Source organism: Kitasatospora sp. NPDC007106, from assembly GCF_040634455.1.
Lineage (GTDB): Bacteria > Actinomycetota > Actinomycetes > Streptomycetales > Streptomycetaceae > Kitasatospora > Kitasatospora arboriphila.
The window spans coordinates 1-2,192 of sequence record NZ_JBEYFP010000924.1; the positions used below are offsets into that span (position 1 = coordinate 1).

At 77.2% G+C, this 2,192-nt stretch carries 3 protein-coding genes; 2 read left to right on the forward strand and 1 reads right to left on the reverse strand.

Annotated elements, in window-relative coordinates; all coding sequences use genetic code 11:
* The first annotated feature begins 273 nt into the window (after window positions 1–273).
* Window positions 274–852, forward strand: coding sequence for an AAA family ATPase (locus tag ABZ641_RS34075; RefSeq protein ID WP_359988183.1), 579 nt, complete (start codon window positions 274–276; stop codon window positions 850–852).
* A gap of 310 nt (window positions 853–1,162) precedes the next feature.
* Window positions 1,163–1,927: a hypothetical protein gene (locus tag ABZ641_RS34080; protein WP_344627727.1), complete on the forward strand. Its 765-nt coding sequence runs from the start codon at window positions 1,163–1,165 to the stop codon at window positions 1,925–1,927.
* 19 nt (window positions 1,928–1,946) lie between these two features.
* Here the strand turns inward: ABZ641_RS34080 and ABZ641_RS34085 are convergent.
* The coding region (locus tag ABZ641_RS34085) for a LuxR C-terminal-related transcriptional regulator (protein ID WP_359988185.1) at window positions 1,947–2,192 on the reverse strand (246 nt) is incomplete at its 5' end.

The window sequence follows — 2,192 nt, forward strand, 5'->3', positions numbered from 1 at the left end:
GTCACCGGGCGGGCCGGGCACGGGATCCGGGCCGGCCGGGGCGCGGACGTCACCGGGTCGTCCCGAAGCCGTTCCAGCACACCACAGCCGGGTCACGGCACGGAACGGCACCCCTCGGGCCCGGGTGATCGCATTACCCTCTCTTGGTGAGGCCTTGTCCCGTTCCGGGTAGGGCACGGGTACCGGAAGGAGGGGGCGGTGCGCGAAACCGTCAGTACCGGGCCCGCGGCGGGGGCCGGGACCGAAGCACGCACGGCACGGACCGCACCGGGCGTGCTGCGCCCGGCGGGCCTGCACGACCTGCGCGGCCGGCCGGTGCCGGGCGCGCTGCACTACCCGGCCGAGGACGTGGTCGTCGTCTCCGGCCTGCCGGGCAGCGGCAAGTCCACCCTGATCAGGCGCTGTTCGCGGGCACCGGTGGTCGACTCCCAGCACTCGCGCGAGCGGTACGAGGAGCGGCTGCCGTCCCTGCCGTACGCCCTCTACCGGCCGCTGGTGCGGCTGCACCACTACCGCGAACTGCACCGGGCACTGCGGTCCGGCGGGCCGCTGGTGGTGCACGACTGCGGCACGATGCCCTGGGTGCGGTGGTGGATCGCACGCACGGCGGCCGCGCAGGGGCGCCGGGTGCACCTGCTGCTGCTGGACGCGAGCCCCGAGGAGGCCGCCCAGGGCCAGCGGGAACGCGGCCGCAGGGTCTCGGCCTACGCCTTCGCCCGGCACCGCTGGGCCACCGACCGGCTGCACGCCCGGCTCGCGGCGGCCGACGGGCCGCTCGCGGGCTGCACCTCCACCGTGCTGCTCGACCAGACGGGCGCGCTGCGCCTGAAGGACATCGACTTCGCGACCTAGCGGGCGTGTCCTCAGACGGGCCGGGTGGCTCGACCAGGGGCGCGGGGAACTGCGCAGTCCGGGAGCGGGCACCGTGGTGGCATGGGCCGAGCCGGGGTTCGTACGGCGGCCCGCATCCGAAGTGCGCAGTTCTCCCCCGGCCTTCGGCCAGGAGGTGCCCCCACGCGCACCTGGTGGTTGCCCGCACGGGGACAGCAGGATACGACCGGGCCGGGGCGTTCACCCCTCGGGCCGGGCGGGGGGCGCCCAGCGGGGTGAGGGGTCGCGCGCGTCGCGTCGCGCGCCGGTGCGTGCTGGCTACTGTGCAGCCATGCCCACCCCCTCATCCCGGCGCAGGCCCCGACTGCGCCGGCTCGCCGACCGGCTCGGCGCGCAGTACCGCACCGCCTTCGAGCCGCAGTACGACCCCGTCCGCCGCTGCTGGACCCTGCGCTGGTACGACGGCCCCACCCCGGCCACCGTGCAGTCGGCCCTGCGCCGGCTGGGCCCGGAGTCCGAGGGCGTGCTCGTCCGGCGCGACCTGACCACCCGGTCCCTCGCGCTGGCGGCCCTCCGGGAGACCCGGGCCGGTGCCATGCACCGCTGGGTCGGCAGCTGGGGCCAGCGCTACCACCTGGCCCAACTGCTCGCCGACCAGGAGCATCCGGACCGCACGGCCGGCGCGCGCGAGGCCGCGATGCTGGACCGGCTGCTGGCCGCCGCCACGCCCGACGGCGGCCCGTGGGCGGTGCCCGACGAGTCCCGCGCGTTCGAACTGATCGCCCGGGACGGCATCGCCTGGCTGCTGCCGAGCGAGCGGCTGGCCGGACCGGGCGACGCCGACGGCGTCGCGCTGACCCCGCTCGAGTACCTGACCTCCCGGTACGCGGCCGGGGTGCACCGCGCGGCCTGGGAGACGGCGCTGACCACCATGCCGCTGCGGGCCGCGGTCACCTCCGCCGAGGCCGACCCGGAGCCGACTGCGGACGCCGCCCGGGCCGCGCTCGCGCTGCTGCCCGCCCTCCGGGCCCAGCTCAACCGCGACCTCGACCGGGCGCAGGCCCGGCTCGGCGGGGTCCTCCAACCACAGGTCTGAGCCCCCGAAGGGCACCCGGTCAGAGCCCCGCGTCGCGGGCGAGCAGCGCGGCCTGCACCCGGTTGTCGCACTCCAGCTTGGCCAGGATCCGGCTGACGTAGGTCTTCACGGTGGCCTCGCTCATGTGCAGCCGGGCACCGGCGTCGGCGTTGGACAGGCCCTCGCCGAGCAGGTCGACCACCGCGCGCTCGCGTTCGGTGAGCACGGCCAGCCGCCGGCGGGCGGCCTCCCCGCGGGCGGCGGCCGGGCCGGCCGCCCGGCGGGG

What these genes read in the sequence shown, in the direction of transcription:
- ABZ641_RS34080 (WP_344627727.1), top strand. Translation starts at nt 1,163, where the DNA reads ATGCCCACCCCCTCATCCCGGCGCAGGCCCCGACTGCGCCGGCTCGCC.